This window comes from Sphingomonas sp. (assembly GCF_036387535.1).
Lineage (GTDB): Bacteria > Pseudomonadota > Alphaproteobacteria > Sphingomonadales > Sphingomonadaceae > Sphingomonas_R.
Map to the genome: position 1 here is coordinate 1 of NZ_DASVTO010000090.1, position 14,981 is coordinate 14,981.

At 69.5% G+C, this 14,981-nt stretch carries 14 protein-coding genes; 12 read left to right on the plus strand and 2 right to left on the minus strand.

Features of this window, described 5'->3' with window-relative positions; all coding sequences use genetic code 11:
* Positions 1–333 precede the first annotated feature (333 nt).
* The 11 genes from VF649_RS08315 (at position 334) to lexA (ending at position 9,822) form a co-directional block, all read left to right on the plus strand.
* Positions 334–1,350: an adenosine deaminase gene (locus VF649_RS08315; RefSeq protein ID WP_331011497.1), complete on the plus strand. Its 1,017-nt coding sequence runs from the start codon at positions 334–336 to the stop codon at positions 1,348–1,350.
* Between the two features lie 101 nt (positions 1,351–1,451).
* Positions 1,452–1,967: a phosphoribosyltransferase domain-containing protein gene (locus VF649_RS08320; protein WP_331011498.1), complete on the plus strand. Its 516-nt coding sequence runs from the start codon at positions 1,452–1,454 to the stop codon at positions 1,965–1,967.
* Positions 1,968–1,981: 14 nt separating this feature from the next.
* Complete coding sequence (locus VF649_RS08325) at positions 1,982–3,106, plus strand: 8-amino-7-oxononanoate synthase (RefSeq protein ID WP_331011499.1); 1,125 nt, start codon at positions 1,982–1,984, stop codon at positions 3,104–3,106.
* Positions 3,103–3,729 carry a dethiobiotin synthase gene (bioD, locus tag VF649_RS08330; protein ID WP_331011500.1) on the plus strand — a complete coding sequence of 209 codons (627 nt, stop codon included), beginning with the start codon at positions 3,103–3,105 and terminating at the stop codon, positions 3,727–3,729. The genes VF649_RS08325 and bioD overlap by 4 nt, the downstream gene beginning before the upstream one ends.
* Positions 3,726–4,997: an adenosylmethionine--8-amino-7-oxononanoate transaminase gene (locus VF649_RS08335; protein ID WP_331011501.1), complete on the plus strand. Its 1,272-nt coding sequence runs from the start codon at positions 3,726–3,728 to the stop codon at positions 4,995–4,997. The genes bioD and VF649_RS08335 overlap by 4 nt, the downstream gene beginning before the upstream one ends.
* A 13-nt stretch (positions 4,998–5,010) precedes the next feature.
* Positions 5,011–5,598: an aminodeoxychorismate/anthranilate synthase component II gene (locus tag VF649_RS08340; protein ID WP_331011502.1), complete on the plus strand. Its 588-nt coding sequence runs from the start codon at positions 5,011–5,013 to the stop codon at positions 5,596–5,598.
* Positions 5,595–6,590, plus strand: coding sequence for an anthranilate phosphoribosyltransferase (trpD, locus tag VF649_RS08345; RefSeq protein ID WP_331011503.1), 996 nt, complete (start codon positions 5,595–5,597; stop codon positions 6,588–6,590). Before VF649_RS08340 ends, trpD begins: the two co-directional genes overlap by 4 nt.
* Positions 6,590–7,381 (plus strand): indole-3-glycerol phosphate synthase TrpC, encoded by a 792-nt coding sequence (gene trpC, locus VF649_RS08350; protein WP_331011504.1) that lies wholly within the window; start codon positions 6,590–6,592, stop codon positions 7,379–7,381. Before trpD ends, trpC begins: the two co-directional genes overlap by 1 nt.
* Entirely contained in the window at positions 7,378–7,848 is a 471-nt protein-coding gene (gene moaC / locus VF649_RS08355; protein ID WP_331011505.1) for a cyclic pyranopterin monophosphate synthase MoaC, read from the plus strand. Before trpC ends, moaC begins: the two co-directional genes overlap by 4 nt.
* Before the next feature lie 100 nt (positions 7,849–7,948).
* Positions 7,949–9,133: a molybdopterin molybdotransferase MoeA gene (locus VF649_RS08360; protein WP_331011506.1), complete on the plus strand. Its 1,185-nt coding sequence runs from the start codon at positions 7,949–7,951 to the stop codon at positions 9,131–9,133.
* A gap of 56 nt (positions 9,134–9,189) precedes the next feature.
* A complete protein-coding gene (lexA, locus tag VF649_RS08365; RefSeq protein WP_331011507.1) occupies positions 9,190–9,822 on the plus strand; it encodes a transcriptional repressor LexA in 633 nt (210 codons plus the stop codon).
* Positions 9,823–9,841: 19 nt separating this feature from the next.
* Here lexA and VF649_RS08370 read toward each other — a convergent pair whose 3' ends face one another.
* Together VF649_RS08370 and VF649_RS08375 are read right to left on the minus strand one after the other, a co-directional pair.
* Positions 9,842–11,263 (minus strand): methyl-accepting chemotaxis protein, encoded by a 1,422-nt coding sequence (locus VF649_RS08370; RefSeq protein ID WP_331011508.1) that lies wholly within the window; start codon positions 11,261–11,263, stop codon positions 9,842–9,844.
* Between the two features lie 94 nt (positions 11,264–11,357).
* Positions 11,358–13,508, minus strand: coding sequence for a ComEC/Rec2 family competence protein (locus VF649_RS08375; RefSeq protein ID WP_331011509.1), 2,151 nt, complete (start codon positions 13,506–13,508; stop codon positions 11,358–11,360).
* Between the two features lie 24 nt (positions 13,509–13,532).
* Between VF649_RS08375 and gltX the strand changes: the two genes are divergently transcribed.
* Positions 13,533–14,981, plus strand: coding sequence for a glutamate--tRNA ligase (gene gltX, locus VF649_RS08380; RefSeq protein ID WP_331011510.1), 1,449 nt, complete (start codon positions 13,533–13,535; stop codon positions 14,979–14,981).

Below are 14,981 nucleotides of genomic sequence, written 5' to 3' on the forward strand. Positions count from 1 at the left end.
CTTCCACCCTCCCTAACCTTCCGGTTCAGGATGACCACTCAAAGCGATCAAAGGTAAAAGCGCCGTCCAGCACCCCAACCCCGTTTCCAGGAGAGCGCCGCTGACAAACAGAGATCTAGGCGACACCCACGAAAGGGTCAACCGGCTTCGGTCACTTTTTTGCGAAACAGGCCGGAAACCCGCTGAAACCGCGGTTCGGGCGGCCTCGCGATCCTGTCGTCGTGCAGACCTTAGCCACCGAATCATGACAGACTCGCGACGACTCGACGCCACGCATCCGGCCGAATCGCGTTTCTGCTAGGCATGCGCCGTCCCTCGCCTATCTTGGGCGGCATGACCGATCTCGCTATCTTCGCCGCCGGCCTGCCCAAGGCCGAACTCCACCTCCACATCGAAGGCGCCCTGGAGCCGGAGCAGATGTTCGCCTTTGCGCAACGCAATCGGGTCGCGATTCCCTATGAGGATGTCGCGGCGGTCCGTGCCGCCTATGCGTTCGGCAATCTTCAGGACTTTCTGGACATCTACTATGCGGGCGCCGACGTGCTGCGGACCGAAACGGACTTCTGCGACCTGGCGCAGGCCTATTTCGCCCGCTGCGCCGCCGATCATGTCGTCCATGCCGAAATCTTCTTCGATCCGCAGACGCACACGGCCCGCGGCATCGCGATCGGTACGGTGATCGAGGGGCTGCTGGCCGGCATGGCAGCGGCCGAGCGCGACCAGGGCATCACGTCGCGGCTAATCCTGTGCTTTCTCCGGCATCTGGATGAAGCCGACGCGTTCGCCACGCTGGACGCGGCCCGCCCGTGGCTCGACCGCATCGCAGGAGTCGGACTCGACTCGTCCGAGCTTGGCCACCCGCCCGAAAAATTCGCCCGCGTCTTCGCCGCCGCCGCCGCGCTCGGGCTGAAACGGGTCGCGCATGCCGGGGAAGAAGGTCCGCCCGCCTATGTCACACAGGCGCTCGACCTGCTCGGCATCGACCGGCTCGATCATGGCAATCGCGCGTTGGAGGACCCGTTGCTGATCGCCCGGCTCGCCCGGACGGGCATGACGCTGACCGTCTGCCCGCTGTCCAACCTGAAACTGTGCGTCGTGCCCGATATCGATGCGCATCCGATCGACCGCATGCTGCGGCTTGGCCTCCGCGCGACGATCAATTCGGACGATCCCGCCTATTTCGGGGGCTATGTGAACGACAATTACCGTGCGGTCGCGGCAACCGGCCGGCTGACGCGCGACGATTTCGTGACGCTGGCCCGCAACAGCTTTCTGGGGTCGTTCCTGCCCGATGCAGATATCGCCCGGCATCTGGCCGCGATTGACGCCTATGTCGCGACGCACGGCTGATCCGCACCCCGGCGTGGCCCGCCCACGCATCGCTTGGCCGCCACCGCGCCGCCCGCTATGCCCCGCACCCGACCAGCAGCGCCTGCGCAAGGACAACGCCGATGCCCATCTTCGCCACCGTGTCGCAGGACGATTTCCTGGCCGGCATCCAGGCGCTGTCGGCCCAGCTCGGGGCGGGGGACTGGCGGCCCGACCATCTCGTCGGCGTCGGGCGCGGCGGGTTGGTGCCGGCGACCTTCCTGTCGCACGCGGTCGACATTCCCTTGCTGTCGATCGACATCTCGGCCCGCGTGGCGGAATTCGGGGAGGCCCTGCTCGATCGCCTGGCGGCGCGCACCGCGGATGGGCAGAAACTGCTGTTCGTCGACGACATCAATGATAGCGGGGGCACGATCGCCCATCTGCGCCAGCGGCTGGTCGCGTCGGGTGGCGTGGCGGACCGGGCACGGTTCGCGGTGTTGCTCGACAATGTCCGGTCGGCGCAGCGCGTCGATTATCATCACCGCACGATCGATCGCGCCGTCGACAAGAGCTGGTTCGTCTTCCCGTGGGAGGCGGTCGCCCCCGCCGCCACGGTCGCGGCGGATGCCGACGCCGTTCCCGAACGCCTCGCCTGATCCCACGGCCGGCCATGTCGATCCTGTCCGCCCATCACGCCGATCTCACGGCGCTGTCCGCCCGCGGGCGCGGCCGCCGGCTGGTCGCGCGCGCCGGGATCGACCTGGCGTCGAACGACTATCTCGGCCTGGCGAGTGCGCCCGCGCTGTCTGCGGCGGTGGCGGACGCGCTGGCCCGTGGCGTGCCGATCGGGTCGGGCGGATCCCGGCTGCTGCGCGGCAATCATCCCGAACATGAGGCTCTGGAGGCGGAGGCCGCCGCCTTCTTCGGATCGGAAAGCGCGCTCTATCTGTCGAGCGGCTATGCCGCCAACGCCGCGCTGTTCGCCACGCTGCCGCAGACCGGCGACCTGATCGTGCACGATGCGTTGATCCACGCCAGCGCGCATGAAGGGATGCGGATCGGCCGGGCGGAGCGGCGATCCGTCGACCATAATGACGTCGATGCCTTTGCCGATGCCATTGTCGGCTGGCGCGCGGGCGGCGGCACCGGCCGCGTCTGGATCGCGGTCGAAAGCCTCTACAGCATGGACGGCGATCGTGCGCCGCTGGCCGACCTCGCCCACCTGGCCGTCGCGCATGACGCGTTCCTGCTGATCGACGAGGCGCATGCCACCGGCGTGTTCGGTCGTGATGGCCGCGGATTGGCGGACGGGTTCGACGGTCGCGACGACGTGATCGTCCTGCGCACCTGCGGCAAGGCACTCGGCTGCGAAGGCGCGCTTGTCTGCGCGCCCCGGATCGTGCGGGATTTTCTGGTCAACCGCGCACGCGCCTTCATCTTTTCCACCGCGCCCTCGCCCCTGATGGCGGCGGCGGTGCGCGCCGCGCTGCGCCTGCTGGTGACCGAGCCGGCGCGGCGCACGCGGCTGGCCGCGCTGGTCGCTCACGCCGGGCTACGGCTGGGACCGCTTGGCGCGACCATCACCGGGTCTCAGATCCTGCCGCTCATACTGGGCGATGATCGCCACACGATGCAGGTGGCGGACCGGTTGCAGGCGGCGGGATATGACGTGCGCGGTATTCGCCCGCCGACCGTGCCGGTCGGCACCGCGCGGCTGCGCCTGTCGATCACCCACAATCTTGATCATGCCGCGCTGGATAGGTTGGCCGGCGCGATGGTACAGGCGCTGGCATGACCATCATCATCGTCACCGGGACCGATACCGGCATCGGCAAGACCGTCTTCGCCGCCGCGCTCGCCGGCGCACTGGGCGGCCAATATTGGAAACCGGTGCAGGCCGGGCTGGACGACGGCAGCGATGCCGAAACCGTCGCCGCACTGTCGGGCCTGCCTGCCGACCGGATCCTGCCGGAAGCCTATCGGCTCGTCACCCCCTGCTCGCCGCACCGCGCAGCGGAAATCGACGGGATCCGGATCGACCCCGACCGGCTCGCGCTCCCGGCGATCGCCGGGCCCCTGGTGGTGGAGGGCGCCGGCGGCGCGCTGGTCCCGCTCACCCGCGACCTGCTCTATGTCGATCTGTTCGCGCGCTGGGCGGCGCCGGTGGTGCTGGTCGCGCGCACCGCCCTGGGTACGATCAATCACAGCCTGTTGTCGATCGAGGCGCTGCGCGCGCGCGGCGTCCCGCTGATCGGGGTCGCCTTCGTCGGCGATGCGAACGACGACAGCGAAGCCACCATCTGCGCGATCGGCGGGGTCAGGCGGCTGGGGCGCTTGCCGATACTGCCGACGCTCGACCGCGCCACGCTGGCACGGGCGTTTGAGCAGGGCTTCACCCTCGCCGACTTCGCGCGATGACCTCCCCCGTCTGGCATCCCTTCACCCAGCACGGGCTGGGCGCGCCGATCCCGATGGTCGTCCGCACCGACGGCGCCGCGCTCCACACCGCGGATGGCCGCCGCGTGGTCGATGCGATTTCGTCCTGGTGGGTGACGACCCACGGCCACCGCCACCCCCGCATCATGGCGGCGATCGCGGATCAGGCCGCAAGGATGGACCAGATCATCTTTGCCGGCTGGACCCACGAACCCGCAGAGGTGCTGGCGGCGCGGCTGGTCGCGATCCTGCCGCCGGCGCTCACCCGCGTCTTCTATTCCGACAGCGGGTCGACCGCGGTCGAAGTGGCGTTGAAGATGGCGCTTGGCTACTGGACCAACATCGGCATGCCGCGCCACCGGATCCTGATGCTGGAACACAGCTATCATGGCGACACGATCGGCACGATGTCGGTCGGCGCGCGCGGCGTGTTCAACCGCGCTTATGCCCCGCTGCTGTTCGACGTCGGGCTGGTGCCGTTTCCCGAACCGGGGCGGGAACAGGTGACGCTCGACACGCTCGACGCGCTGTGCGGCGGCGGCGATCCGGCGGCGGCGTTCATCGTCGAACCGCTGATCCTGGGCGCGGGCGGCATGAAGGTCTATCCGCCCGCGATCCTGGCCGAAATGCGCGCGATCTGTGCCCGCCACGGCACGCTGTTCATCGCGGACGAGGTGATGACCGGCTGGGGCCGCACCGGCACCTTGCTCGCCTGTGAACAGGCCGATGTCGTTCCGGACATCCTCTGCCTGTCGAAAGGGTTGACCGGCGGCGCGATCCCGCTGGCGGTCACGCTCGCCACCGATGCGCTGTTCGACGCGCATTGGTCCACCGACCGCGCGACCATGTTCTTCCATTCGTCCAGCTACACCGCCAATCCGATCGCCTGCGCCGCCGCGGTCGCCAATCTCGACATCTGGCACGACGAACCGGTGCTGGCCCGGGTCACCGATCTCGGCCGGCGGCAACAGGCACGGCTGGACCGGATCGCCGCGCATCCGGCCATCGCGAACCCGCGCCGGCTGGGCACGATCGCCGCCTTCGAACTGATCGACCGGGGTGGCCGGCCGGACGGCTATCTGTCCGCGATCGGCCCCGCGCTGATGGCGCATGCTGGCGCGCGCGACATCCTGCTGCGCCCGCTCGGCGACAGCGTCTACATCATGCCGCCCTACTGCATCGACGATGCCGATCTCGACGCGATCTATGCCGCGGTCGCGGACTTTCTCGACGCGCGCGCGATAGCTTGATAGGCACCGCGCCATGATCCTCGTCATCGACAATTACGACAGCTTCACCTGGAATCTCGTCCACTATCTCCAGGAACTGGGCGCGGAGGTGGAGGTCGTGCGCAACGACGCGATCGGCGCGGGCCAGGCGATCGGCTCGGGTGCCGATGCCTTCCTGATCTCCCCCGGTCCCTGCACGCCGAACGAAGCCGGCGTGTCGCTCGATCTGGTCGCGGCCGCCGCCGATGCGGGCAAGCCGCTGCTGGGCGTCTGCCTGGGTCACCAGGCGATCGGCCAGCATTTCGGTGGCCGCGTCGTGCGCGCGCGGGAATTGATGCACGGCAAGACCTCGCCGATCGATCATGACGGCACCGGCCTGTTCGGCGGCCTGCCCTCGCCCTTCACCGCCACCCGCTATCATTCGCTGGTGGTGGAGGATGTGCCCGACACGCTGCGCGTCAATGCGCGCACCGCGGATGGCACGGTCATGGGGTTCGCGCATCCCACGCTGCCGATCCACAGCGTGCAATTCCATCCCGAAAGCATCGCGACCGAACATGGCCATGCCATGCTTGCCAATTTCCTGACGCTTGCGGGCCTCCCGGTCCGCGCGCTGGCATGACCGTCGCCACGCTGCTGCCCGCGACGGACAGCCCGCTCGATCACGCCACGGCGCTCGCGGCGTTCGGCGATCTCCTCGACGGGCGCGTACCGGATGCGGAGGCGGCGACGTTCCTGACCGGCCTGACCGAGCGCGAGGAAAGCGCGATCGAAATCGCCGCCGCCGCACAGGCTTTGCGCGAACGCATGATTCCGGTCGCGGCGCCGCCGGGCGCGATCGACGTGTGCGGCACCGGCGGCGACGGCAGCCACAGCCTCAACGTGTCGACCGCGGTCGCGATCGTCGTCGCGGCCTGCGGCGTGCCGGTTGCGAAGCATGGCAACCGCGCCGCCTCGTCCAGCGCGGGGGCAGCCGATACGCTGGAGGCGCTCGGCCTGAATCTCGACCGCGCGTCCGCCACGGCGGAAGACACGCTGGCCGATCTCGGCATCGCTTTCCTGTTCGCGCAGAAACATCATCCGGCGCTCGGCCGGCTGGCTCCGGTCCGCCGCGCGATCGGTCGCCGTACCATCTTCAACCTGATCGGCCCGATCGCCAATCCCGCCCGCGTCCGGCGTCAGCTGATCGGGGTCGCCCGCCCCGATTATCTGCCGACCTATGCCGCTGCGCTGCGCCGGATCGGCGTCGACAGCGCGATGATGGTCGCGGGCGACGAACCGCTCGATGAACTGTCGGTCTGCGCGCCCAGTACCGCGATCCGGATCGGGGCCTGCGGCGATCGGACCGAACGGCTGACCCCCGCCGACGCCGGCCTGCCGACCCACGGACTGGACGACCTGCGCGGCGGCGACCCGGCCTATAACGCCGCCGCGCTGACCGCGCTGCTCGGGGGCGCGGCCGGCGCCTATCGCGACGCGGTCCTGCTCAACGCCGCCGGCGCGCTGATCGTGGCGGAACGCGCCGATGGCTGGATCGACGGCGTCGCCCGGGCGGCGGAGGCGATCGATGCCGGCCGCGCCGCCACCCTTCTCTCCCGCTGGATCGCTGCCTGATGACCGATCGCCTGGCCCAGATCTGCGCCACCACCCGCACCCATGTCGCGGCGATGAAGGCTGCGCTGCCGATGGCCGAGATCGCGGCCCGCATCGCCGCTGCCACGCCGCCCCGCGGCTTCCGCGCCGCACTCGATGCGAAAGTCGCGGCCGGCGGCTATGGCCTGATCGCGGAGATCAAGAAGGCGTCTCCGTCCAAGGGTCTGATCCGCGACGATTTCGATCCGCCCGCCCATGCGCGCGCCTATGCCGCCGGTGGCGCCGCCTGTCTGTCGGTGCTGACCGACCGGCCCTATTTCCAGGGGGATGATGCCTTTCTGGTCGCCGCCCGTTCCGCCGTCGCCATCCCGGCGCTGCGCAAGGATTTCATGGTCGATCCGTGGCAGGTGGCGGAGGCGCGCGCGCTTGGCGCCGACGCCATCCTCATCATCGCCGCCGCGCTGGACGATGCGCAGATGGCGGAAATCGAATCCGCCGCGATCGATCATGGCATGGACGTGCTGGTCGAAGTGCACGACCGACCGGAACTCGATCGGGCGTTGGCGCTGAAAAGCCGGCTGATCGGCATCAACAATCGCGATCTGCGCGACTTCTCGGTCGATCTTGCCCGTACCGAGGAACTTGCCGCCCACGCGCCGCCCGGCACCACCCTGGTCGCCGAAAGCGGTATCACCGGTCCCACCGATCTTGCCCGGCTCGGCCGTCACGGCGTGCGCTGTTTTCTGGTGGGCGAAAGCCTGATGCGCCATGCCGACGTCGAATCCGCCACCCGTGCGTTACTGGCGGGATGACCCGGCTCACCCATCTCGATGACCAGGGCGCGGCGCGCATGGTCGATGTCACTGCCAAGCCCGACACCCGCCGCGAAGCCACCGCCGGCGGCCGGATCCGGATCGCCCCCGCCGTGCTTGCCGCGATCCGCGATGGCGCCGTGGCGAAGGGCGACGTGATCGCCGTCGCACGGATCGCCGGGATCATGGCGGCCAAGCGCACGGCCGATCTCATCCCGCTCTGCCACCCGCTCCCGATCGGCGGCGTCACCGTCGATCTGCAGATCGAGCAGGACGGCATCACCGTCACCGCCACCGTCGCCACCACCCATGGCACCGGTGTGGAAATGGAGGCGATGACCGCGGTGTCGGTCGCGCTGCTCACCATCTACGACATGGCCAAGGCGCTCGATCGCGGCATGATCATCGGCGACGTCCGCCTGCTTGCCAAATCCGGCGGCCGCTCCGGCGACTGGCGCGCCGCATGACCGGCGCGCGCACGGCGCCGGGGCCCGACGGACCGGTCCGCGCCGCTCAACCCGGTGAAGGACGCCCATCCGGCACATGCCGGCCCCGTCTGGTCCGCTCGTGACGCTTCTCCCCGTCCCGGACGCCCTCGCGCGCCTGCTCGCGCTTGGCTCCGCCCTTCCGGTCGAACAGGCGCCGTTGGTCACCGCCCTCGGCCGCACGCTGGCATCGCCGGTTCATGCACTCCGCACGCAACCGGCGGCGGATCTGTCGGCGATGGACGGCTATGCCCTGCGCTTTGCCGAGCTTCGCCAGCCGCTCACGGTGATCGGCGAAGCCGCGGCCGGTGGCGCGTCGTTCGCGATCGCGGCGGGGCAAGCCGCGCGCATCTTCACCGGCGCCGCCGTTCCGGACGGTGCCGATTGCATCCTGATCCAGGAGGAAGCGGCGCGGGACGGCGCCGTCCTGACGCTCGCGGGCGATGGCCCGTCCGGTCCCGGCGCGCATATCCGCCGGGCGGGGTCCGATTTCCGGGCGGGCGACATCCTGCTGGCGCAGGGAACGCCGGTCACCGCCGCCGCGGTCGCGCTGGCCGCCGCCGGCGGCCATGCCGTGCTGCCGGTCCGCCGCCGTCCGCGCATCGCCATCCTGTCGACGGGCAACGAACTCGTGCCTCCGGGTGCACCGGTGACGGGAGTGCAGCTGCCCTCGTCCAACGCGCCGATGTTGGCGGCGCTGCTCGCCAGGCTGCCGGTCGATGTCCAGGATCGCGGAATCGTCCGCGACGATCTCGCGCTCCTGACCGCTGCGGTGCGCGACGCGGCCGACTGGGCGGACATCCTCGTCACGACCGGCGGCGCGTCGGTCGGGGATCATGACCTCGTCCGCCCGGCGCTTCTGGCCGCGGGTGCGGAAATCGACTTCTGGAAGATCGCGCTCAAACCCGGCAAGCCGCTGATGGCCGGCCGGCTCGGCGCGATGGTTGCGCTCGGACTGCCCGGCAACCCGGTGTCCGCCTATGTCACGGCGCTGTTGTTCCTGCTCCCGCTCGCGGCGCATCTGGTCGATGCCGGCCATCTCCTGCCCACGCCGGAGCCGCGCCTGCTCGCCACCGCGCTTCCCGCTACCGGTCCGCGTCGCGAATATCTGCGCGCCGCCGATCGGGACGGCCATGCCTGTCCGCTGACCGGTCAGGACAGCGCGGCGCTCCGCCGCCTGCCCGAAGCCGACCTGTTGATCCTGCGCGAATCGCACAGCCCGCCCGCCCCCGCCGGCAGCATCGTCACGGCGATCCGCATCGCTTGACAGCGAAACGGATGTTTCCTACACGTTCCCCGTTCGTTCCTTGAAGGGGTTACGCGATGCTCACGCGCAAACAGCATGAGTTGCTCAGTTTCATCAGCGATCGTCTGGCCGAAACCGGCGTCTCCCCGTCGTTCGAGGAGATGAAGGACGCGCTCGATCTGAAATCGAAATCCGGTGTCCACCGGCTGGTCAGCGCGCTGGAGGTGATGCGCCTGCCGGAGGGGATGAAGACCAGCCCGGCCGCCGCCACGCCGGTGGCCCCGCCCGTTCCGGCCCGCGCGCCGGTTCCGATCCTGGCGGCCGCGAACGACATCCTGGAAATCCCGCTGCACGGCCGCATCGCCGCCGGTCTCCCGATCGAAGCGATCGAGGGTCAGAGCATGTTGGCGGTTCCCGCAGCCCTGCTCGGTCCCGGCGAACATTATGCGCTGGAAGTCGCGGGGGATTCGATGGTCGAGGCCGGCATTCTCGACGGCGACTATGCGCTGGTCCGTCGCCAGGAACAGGCACGCGAAGGCGACATCGTCGTCGCACTGGTCCATGAACAGGAAGCGACGCTGAAATATTGGCGGCATGAAGGCGGGATGGTCCGGCTTGATCCCGCCAATCGTGCCTATGATCCGCAACGCTACACCCCGGACGAGGTGCGGGTTCAGGGCAAGCTCGCCGGCCTGCTGCGCCGCTACTGATCGATCCGGCGCGCGCGCGTCAGAAACTCGACCAGTCGTCGGGGCTGGTCTCGATCTTCAGCGCCAGCGCACCCTGCATCCGGGCCGGCGTCGCGGCGCGACGGGCCGGTGCGGGCTTCTCGATCACAGCCGGCATCTGGTGCACGTTGGGCGCACGGCGGGTCGCCTGGCCGGTGGCAAGCGTGAAGCGGGCGACATGCCGCGCCAGATCGTCGGACTCGGTCGCCAGGTTGCGGGCGGCGGCGGTGCTCTCCTCCACCATCGCGGCATTCTGCTGCGTCACCGAATCCATCTCGCCAACCGCCGTGTTCACCTGCTGCAGGCCTTGTGCCTGCTGTTCGGCGGACGATGCGATCGACGACACCAGCGTGCTGACCTCCGCGATCCGCCCGACGATGCGCTCCAGCGCACGTCCGGTTTCACCGACCAGCGCGACACCGATATCGACCTGACCCGTCGACGCCGTGATCTTGGTCTTCACGTCCTTGGCCGCATCGGCCGAACGCTGCGCCAGGGCACGAACCTCGGATGCGACCACCGCGAACCCGCGCCCGGCATCGCCGGCCCGCGCCGCCTCGACGCCGGCGTTCAGCGCCAGCAGGTTGGTCTGGAATGCGATGCCGTCGATGACGGAGATGATCTCCGAAATCTCGCTCGATGCGCGCTCGATCCCGCCCATCGCATCCACCGCCTCGCGCACGATCCGCCCGCCGTCCTCGGCGTCGTTCCGGGTGGCGGCCACCACTTCATTGGCGCGCACCGCGCCCGCCGCCGTTTCCCGCACGGTCACAGTAATCTCGTCCATCGCGGCGGCAGTCTGCTGGAGGCTCGCCGCCTGTTGCTCCGTCCGACGCGACAGGTCGTCGGACGCCTGGCTGATTTCGTTCGCGCCGGTGTTGATCGCGCTGGCGGCTGACGTCACGGCGCCCAGCGTCTCTGCCATCGCCGCCACGGCTGCGTTGAAATCATGGCGCAATGGTTCATTCTCTTCCGAAAAGGGCGTATCCAGCCGCACCGAAAGATCGCCTTGCGCCATGCGGTGCAGCGATTGCCCCATCATCGTGACCAGTTCGCCCTGCACCGTTTCGCTTTTCTGCTGTGCGGCGGCGGTCGTGCGGAACACCTGCATCGCGCGGGTCATGCGGCCGACGCAATCCTGATGCTGTCCAAAATGGATCGGGCTGGAAAGATCGCCCTGCGCCAGCGCCTCCATGCGGACCACCGTAGCGACATAGGGTTCGGTGATCGCCCGGGCGGTGACGATCCCGATGACGGCGACCAATCCCGCAATCGCGAAGGCGATGGTCGTCAAGGTCGACTTCGACGCCGGATCGACCAGGGCGACACAGGCTGCCGAACCCAATGCGAAGCCGGTGTAAGTGACATTGAGCAACCGCATCTTCGTTCGGATCAGCGCGGTTTCCCGAAACCACTTCAACATGTCCCATGCTCCTCTTGGGCGGCGATCTGCCAAACTTTTCTCCCTGATGACTATACCAACGTCGTAACCAGAGGCTTAACGGCATATTATGTTATTATTTCAGTGGCATCCACGGATGTGCATCGCCGGCCCGCCGCACCGTCCGCACCGCTGCGGAGTCCAGCCGAATCGCCAGACCGCCCGTCCGCGCCAGCAGCGTCCGGTCCGCTTTCAACCATCGCGGGCGGCAGGTCTTCGGTAGCCGCCGTTCGCTGACCACGATGTCCGCCGCGGCGCAGGCCCGGTTCATCGCCCCGATCTCGACCAGATAGGCGCTGCGTGTCGCCAGCAATCGCCAGCTGCGGCCACCGCGCACGATCGCCGCCACGCACAGGTCCGGTCCGCACGCGGCACCCGGGGCCGAATCGAGGTCTCCCGCTTCTGCGGCGATCCCGGCATTCTCGCCCAGCATCGCCCGCACATACGCCCCGGCGCGCGGACGGAGCAAAGCCAGCGACCCGTCCACGCCCCGCACGGCCAGATGCCGCCCATCGCCGGTCACCAGCACATCCGGCGCCGGCGTCGCCATCGCCCAGCCGGCGCCCAGCACCAGCGGCACCAGCCCAAGGCGCCGCAGCCGGGTCCGCCACAGCGCGGTCCATAGCCCGCCTGCGATCATCAGCGCGAACGCCCCGTCGGGCATGGCGGGCAGAACCTGCACCGATCCCGGCGCCGCGGCCACCGTCCGCGACAGCCAGAGCAGCGCATCGGTCGCCGATCCCGCCGCCCACCAGAATGGCGCGCCCCATCCGGCCAGGTCGAACAGCAGCGCGATCGCGCTCAGCGGCATGATGACGAATGTCGTCAGCGGGATTGCGACGATGTTGGCCGCCGCGCCGTACAGCCCGGCCTTGTGGAAATGGTAGAGCGCGATCGGCATCAGCGCCGCCTCCACCATCAACCCGGTCGCCAGCAGAATGACGCCGTGTCGGGTCCAGCGCCGCAGCACGCCTTCATCGCGTGCGGCAAACAGCCACTTCGCCGCGGGCCACTCGGCAAAAGCGACGATCGCCGTCACCGCGGCGAAACTCAGCTGGAAACTGGGTCCGACCAGCGCCTCCGGCCACAACGCCAGCACGAACAGCGCACCCGTCGCGACCAGCCGCAACGTCACCGCCTCGCGCCCGATCGCGACACCGATCAGCACCAGCATCGCCGCGACGCAGGACCGGATCGTCGGCACCTCCGCGCCGGTGAGCAACGTGTACCCCACGCCGGTCGCCGCGCCGGCCGCGGCCGCGATCAGGGGGAGCGGCAGCCGCAACGCCGCCCAGGGGCTCAGCGCCAGCAACCGCAGCACGATCAGCATCGCCGCCGCCACCGCCGCCGTCACATGCAGCCCGCTGACCGACAGCAGGTGCGCCAGCCCGCTTCGCCGCATCGCCTCCGCATCGGTCAACGGCAATGCACCCTGGTCGCCCGTCGCCAGCGCGGTCGCGAACCCGCCCGCCGCGCCCGGCAGCCGCGCCTGGATATGCGCCGACATCCGCGCCCGCAACGCCGCCATGCCCCGATCCTGCCGGCGGCCGGGCGCGATCACGCGAATCCCCGGCAACGCCTTTCCCGTGGCGCCGATGCCCTGAAACCATGCGACGCGGGCATAGTCGTAGCCGCCGGGCACCGCCGCCGCCGCGGGCGGCAGCAACCGCGCCCGCAACGCCAGCCGTGCGCCCGGCGCCAGCCCGGCCGGCACATCGGCATCCGCAATGTTCACCCGCACCCGCGGCGGCAATCCCGCGGCCGGATCGGGGCGCAGCACCACCCGCACCATCGCGCGCGCTGGCAGCGCGTCGACCGTCGCCACATCTGCCACGAACGTCGTCACCATCGTCCGGGTCAGCCGCGGGGCCGCGACCCGCTCGGCGCGCAGCCACACCAGCCCGCACCCGATCGCGGCCATCGCGCAGAACAGGGCGGCGGACCGCGCGGTCCGGCCACCGCCCGGAATTGCCACGCCCGCCATCGCGCTCCCCGCCGCCAGCAGCAGGAACACCGTCCACGCCGCCCGGTCGGGCAGCAGGAACCATGCCGCAATCCCCAGCCCCAGCCCGATCGGCAGCCACAGCACCAGCTGGTCGCGTTCCGCCTCCAGCCACCGTTCGATGGGCGCGGTCCCGCGCGCGGCCAGCCGACCGGCCGCGTCCCCCACCCCCTCTTTGAGCCGCCACGCCCGCATGCTAGGGGCGGGGCCGAACTGACTGGCCATGCGCCGATCTTGGAGAAAGCGCGCATGAGCGCAAGTGTCGATCCTGTTTCGCGCCCGGCGGTGGTGACCCGTTTCGCGCCGTCGCCCACCGGCTTCCTGCATATCGGGGGCGCGCGGACCGCGCTGTTCAACTGGTTGCTCGCGCGCCGCGCCGGCGGGCGGTTCCTGTTGCGGATCGAGGATACCGATCGCGCGCGTTCGACGCAGCCGGCGATCGATGCCATCCTGGAAGGGCTGCGCTGGCTGGGCCTCGACTGGGACGGCGATGCCGTGTTCCAGTTCCAGCGTGCCGACCGCCATGCGGAGGTTGCGAACGCACTGCTCGCCACCGGACATGCCTATCGCTGCTACGCCACGGCGGCGGAGCTGGAGGCGATGCGCGCCGAGCAGAAGGCGAACAAGCAGCCGCTGCGCTATGACGGCCGCTGGCGCGATCGCGATCCGGCCGAAGCGCCGCCCGGTGCACCGTTCGTCATCCGCCTGCGCGCGGAACAGACCGGCGCCACCACCATCCATGATCGGGTTCAGGGCGACGTGACGGTCCAGAATGCCGAGCTGGACGACATGATCCTGCTGCGGTCGGACGGAACCCCGACCTATATGCTGGCGGTCGTCGTCGACGATCATGACATGGGCGTCACCCATGTCGTGCGCGGCGACGATCATCTGAACAACGCCTTCCGCCAGCTCGGCATCATCCGCGCGATGGGCTGGCCCGAACCGATCTACGCCCATATCCCGCTGATTCACGGACCGGACGGGGCCAAACTGTCCAAGCGCCACGGCGCGCTGGGGGTGGAGGCCTATCGCGATGAACTCGGCATCCTGCCGGAAGCACTGGGGAATTATCTGCTCCGGCTCGGTTGGGGCCATGGCGATACCGACATCATCGATCGCGACGCCGCGACGCGGCTGTTCGATCTGGCCGATGTCGGCCGATCGCCATCGCGCACCGATGCGAAGAAGCTCGAAAATCTGAATGGCCATTATATCCGCGAGGCGGACGACGCCCGCCTGGTCGATCTCGTCGCGCCGCGGATCGCCGGGCTGATCGGGCGCGATCTGTCGGAACCGGACCGTGATCTGCTGCGTCGCGGCATGCCCGAACTGAAGCCGAGAGCGCGGGATTTGAACGATCTTGCCGATGGCGCCCTGTTTTTGTTTCGCACCCGCCCACTGGAAATGGATGACAAGGCGAACGCGCTGCTCCAAGGTGAGGCGCCGGCTCTGCTCGCATCGATCGCGGACGAGCTGGCGGCCGTCGGAACCTGGGACGTGGCGGGTGTAGAGGCCGCGCTTCGGGCTGTCGCCGAACGTGCCGGTCTGGGTCTCGGCAAGGTCGCACAGCCGCTTCGCGCGGCGCTGACCGGCCGTACCACCTCGCCCGGTATTTTCGACGTCCTGGCGCTATTGGGCAGGAAAGAGAGTTTGGACCGTATCGGTGATCGCATCGCGACCGCCACGGCACAGTGA

Bases quoted from the DNA above. Each gene is read 5' to 3' on its own strand.
- VF649_RS08335 (WP_331011501.1), top strand. From the start codon at position 3,726: ATGACCTCCCCCGTCTGGCATCCCTTCACCCAGCACGGGCTGGGCGCG.
- moaC (WP_331011505.1), top strand. From the start codon at position 7,378: ATGACCCGGCTCACCCATCTCGATGACCAGGGCGCGGCGCGCATGGTC.
- trpD (WP_331011503.1), top strand. From the start codon at position 5,595: ATGACCGTCGCCACGCTGCTGCCCGCGACGGACAGCCCGCTCGATCAC.
- gltX (WP_331011510.1), top strand. From the start codon at position 13,533: ATGAGCGCAAGTGTCGATCCTGTTTCGCGCCCGGCGGTGGTGACCCGT.
- bioD (WP_331011500.1), top strand. From the start codon at position 3,103: ATGACCATCATCATCGTCACCGGGACCGATACCGGCATCGGCAAGACC.
- VF649_RS08340 (WP_331011502.1), top strand. From the start codon at position 5,011: ATGATCCTCGTCATCGACAATTACGACAGCTTCACCTGGAATCTCGTC.
- trpC (WP_331011504.1), top strand. From the start codon at position 6,590: ATGACCGATCGCCTGGCCCAGATCTGCGCCACCACCCGCACCCATGTC.
- VF649_RS08375 (WP_331011509.1), bottom strand. From the start codon at position 13,508: ATGGCCAGTCAGTTCGGCCCCGCCCCTAGCATGCGGGCGTGGCGGCTC.
- VF649_RS08370 (WP_331011508.1), bottom strand. From the start codon at position 11,263: ATGTTGAAGTGGTTTCGGGAAACCGCGCTGATCCGAACGAAGATGCGG.
- VF649_RS08315 (WP_331011497.1), top strand. From the start codon at position 334: ATGACCGATCTCGCTATCTTCGCCGCCGGCCTGCCCAAGGCCGAACTC.
- VF649_RS08320 (WP_331011498.1), top strand. From the start codon at position 1,452: ATGCCCATCTTCGCCACCGTGTCGCAGGACGATTTCCTGGCCGGCATC.
- lexA (WP_331011507.1), top strand. From the start codon at position 9,190: ATGCTCACGCGCAAACAGCATGAGTTGCTCAGTTTCATCAGCGATCGT.
- VF649_RS08325 (WP_331011499.1), top strand. From the start codon at position 1,982: ATGTCGATCCTGTCCGCCCATCACGCCGATCTCACGGCGCTGTCCGCC.